The sequence below is a fragment of the Micromonospora sp. NPDC003776 genome (genome assembly GCF_053605645.1).
In genome coordinates, this window is record NZ_JBSGJR010000718.1 from 1 (window position 1) to 2,991 (window position 2,991).

Consider the following 2,991-nt stretch of genomic DNA (forward strand, 5'->3'; position numbering starts at 1 on the left):
TGCCGATGTATGGGCTGCGGGACAGGCCGAGTGCAGCGAGGGCTTCGGGTTCGAATCCGAGCTCGGTCAGCAGCCGTTGAACGTCGTCGCGGGCTTTGGTGCTTCCCGCGTGTGTTTGCACGAACGCGCGGACGGAGTTGTGGACGACGCCGGCGGTCAGATCGGTTGCGGCGTTGACAGCCCAGCCAAGCCGGTCCGGGTGGTCGGTGGTGTGCAAGGCTTGGGCAACGCCGGGCCATTCATCGCGCAGGTCGGCAGCGAGTTCGGCGGCGCGGGACTGCAGGGTGGACCGCTGGTCGCGGCGGACTGCACGGCGGTTTTTCTCTGCGGCGGAGAGGTCGGGGTGGGGGTACACCCGTTTCGGGCTCGATGTTGGCCGGCTGCCTTTCAGGTCGTAGCCGATGGTGACGCACCCGGCCCGGGCGAGGGCGAACACGACTGTCTCGGCTTGGGCGCCGAACTTGCCGGCGACCTGCCGCCAGGCGTGTTCGCTGCGGGTCATCCACGCCCAGTCGGTGTCGGAAAGCAGGCCGGCGGGCCGGCGCGGCGGCTGACCCGGGTTTTCGGCCCGCAGCCGCACGCTGCGGTAGTACGGGTCGCCGTTCCGGTCGCGTGGATACCGGCCACTGGCTGGTAGCGGCGCGTACACGACCAGTCCGGGATAGTCGGTGACCCAGGTCAGCACGATTTCGCGATCCGGTTCTGCGTCCGGGACGGCGTTGTCGGATGCGGAGCCGCCAGGGATCGTCACGCTTCGGTCTTCCCGCGGTAGGAGGTCATCCACATGGTGAGCAGCTCGACGCGGGCTGTTTCGGACTCGCTGCCGACGACGACGGGTGCCTGGTTGTAGGCGTATGCGTCCGAGGTTCGCCGTAGCTTGATGTACAGGCTGGAGGAGCCGACGGCGTACCGTTCCATGTCGTCCTGCAGGGCGCCGACGACGCTGATCGCCCGGTCCCGGCCGATGTTCTCGAACAGGGCGACCGCGTCACGGCGGTGCGCAGAGCCGAGGTTGCGTCCGAGTTCGTCGAGGACGAGCAGCAGCGGCCGGTCCTGCGAGCCGGCAAGCGCGGCCGCGCAGACGAGTTTGACGGCTTTGTCGTCCATCTGGGCGGTGTTGCCACGCAGCTGGTACGACGACAGTGGTTTCCCTTCGCCGCGTCGCCACCGTGGGGTGATCGCCCACTGCCAAGGCTTCTGCGGGTCTGCTGGTGGTTCTGGTTCGGGGAAGTCGAGGGCGCCGCCGTACCCGCCGTACGCTTGGTCGAGGGCGTTGAACTCGTCAGAAACCTGCTTCAGCTTGGCTTTGATGGCCTTCGCGAGGGTGGCTCGCACTGCGGTCGCCGCGAGTTGGGCCTCCTTCAGGTGGTCTTCGGCGCTCTGCAGTGTCCCGGTGAGTCGTTCTCGTTCGGCGCTAATCTCGTCGAGTTGCTGCCGGTCGATGCTCTCAAGGTCGTCGAGGTGCTGGCCGATGATCCGCAGTACCTGCGGGATGAGCCGGATATAGGCGCTGAGCCGGCGGTCGCGGCGCTGCTGATCGACGACTTTCAGCTCCTCGGGCAGCTGCTCCTCGGGGGTGCCCGGCGGGAAACATGCCTGCTGCAGCCGGTCAGTCTGCGCTGCGCACAGGTCGTCCCATTCGGCGACACTGCGTTCCTGCTCCGTTTCGGTGAGGGCGAGCAGGTGCTGTTCCGCGGACGCGGAGGTGCCCGCCCACGCTTCCTGCCGACGTGGCAGGTCCAACTCCGCCCACGCGTCGATCTTCGCCTGCCACTGGTCCTGGTGCTGCTGCAGGTCCCGGCTCAACCGTTCCTTCTCCGCTTTCGCGGCGCCGATCCGCTCGTCGCGGCCGCTCTTCTCCGAAAGCGCCGTCAGGTAAGCCTTCTTGGCATGGGCATGTGGGGCAGCGAGTTCGTCCAGCTCCTCATCGATCTTCGCGTTCTTCTTCCGCAACTTCCTGACCTGGGAGTCGATCTCGTCGGCCTCGAGCGCCGCCTTGGCTCCCTCGACCCGCCCGTCAGCACGCTTCTTGGCCCGCTGGGCGTCCCGAACGCTGTCGTCCGCTTCACCGTCGTCAGCGGACGCGGCGGTGAGGGCGTCACGGGCAGCCTGAATCCGGCCGGCGCGGCCGGTCATGGCTTCTGCGTACCCGGCAATCCCATGCACCCCGGCGGCCGTGTCGATCAGTCCACCGGTGCCGGCACGGTCCCGCAGAGCGGTCAGGAACCGGGCCACGGTCACCGCCGCGTTCGCCGCCGCTGGCAGGTCCGGGCCACCAGCGAATCCGTCAGGGTCAGCTTCGACGAGCAGCGAGCCGGGGACGTCGGTGAGCGCCGCCTGCGCGGCAGTCGCACCGGTGACGACGACCGCATGCCGATACGGCAGCAGCCGTGCTTCCCAGACAGGGCGCTGCTCGTCGGTGAGACTGACCACGTCGACAAGCGGGACGGCCTCGGTGAAGCCAGCCGCGCGCAGCGCCTGCACCTGGGCGACCGCGACGTCCTCGCCGCGTTCTGCGGCGGCCAGCGCCTTACGGGCGTCTTTGACGGCTTGTTCGGTGATGCCTTTGCGGCGTTGTGCGCGGTCAACCGCGGCGTTGGCGTCGCGGAGCTCTTGCTCGGCCTGGGCGACGGTCCGACCGTCCGCGGCGACCGCCTTCTCGCGTAAAGCGCGGCTACGTGTGGTGAGGAGCTCGATCTGGGCGACGTAACCGGTCTGCTCTTTCCGCAGACTGTTCACCTCGGCGTCGATGTCGTTGAACGCCTTCACCCGCTGCCGGTAGCTCTCGTCGAACGCCTTGTCGTCGGTAAGCTCACCGACTTTGACGTCGGTAGCGTCGATGGCTGCTTGGAGCTCTTTGCCTTTCGCTTCGAGCTGAGCGATGTCATGCCGCAGCTCCGCGTCGGTAGCGACACCGTCGACGAGGTAGCGGGCGCACCGCGACCGCCAACTGTCGAGCGCGTCGGCCTTTACCGTACGGGCTGCTTCGCG

General features: G+C 68.1%; 1 protein-coding gene and 1 pseudogene. Both read right to left on the minus strand.

Annotated elements, in window-relative coordinates:
* Positions 1 to 751: pseudogene (locus ACWEVO_RS33885) on the minus strand (DUF2399 domain-containing protein); the annotation flags it as partial.
* Positions 748 to 2,991: hypothetical protein (locus ACWEVO_RS33890; RefSeq protein ID WP_452311497.1), on the minus strand; the 2,244-nt coding region annotated here is incomplete at its 5' end. The gene ACWEVO_RS33890 and the pseudogene ACWEVO_RS33885, both read right to left, overlap by 4 nt.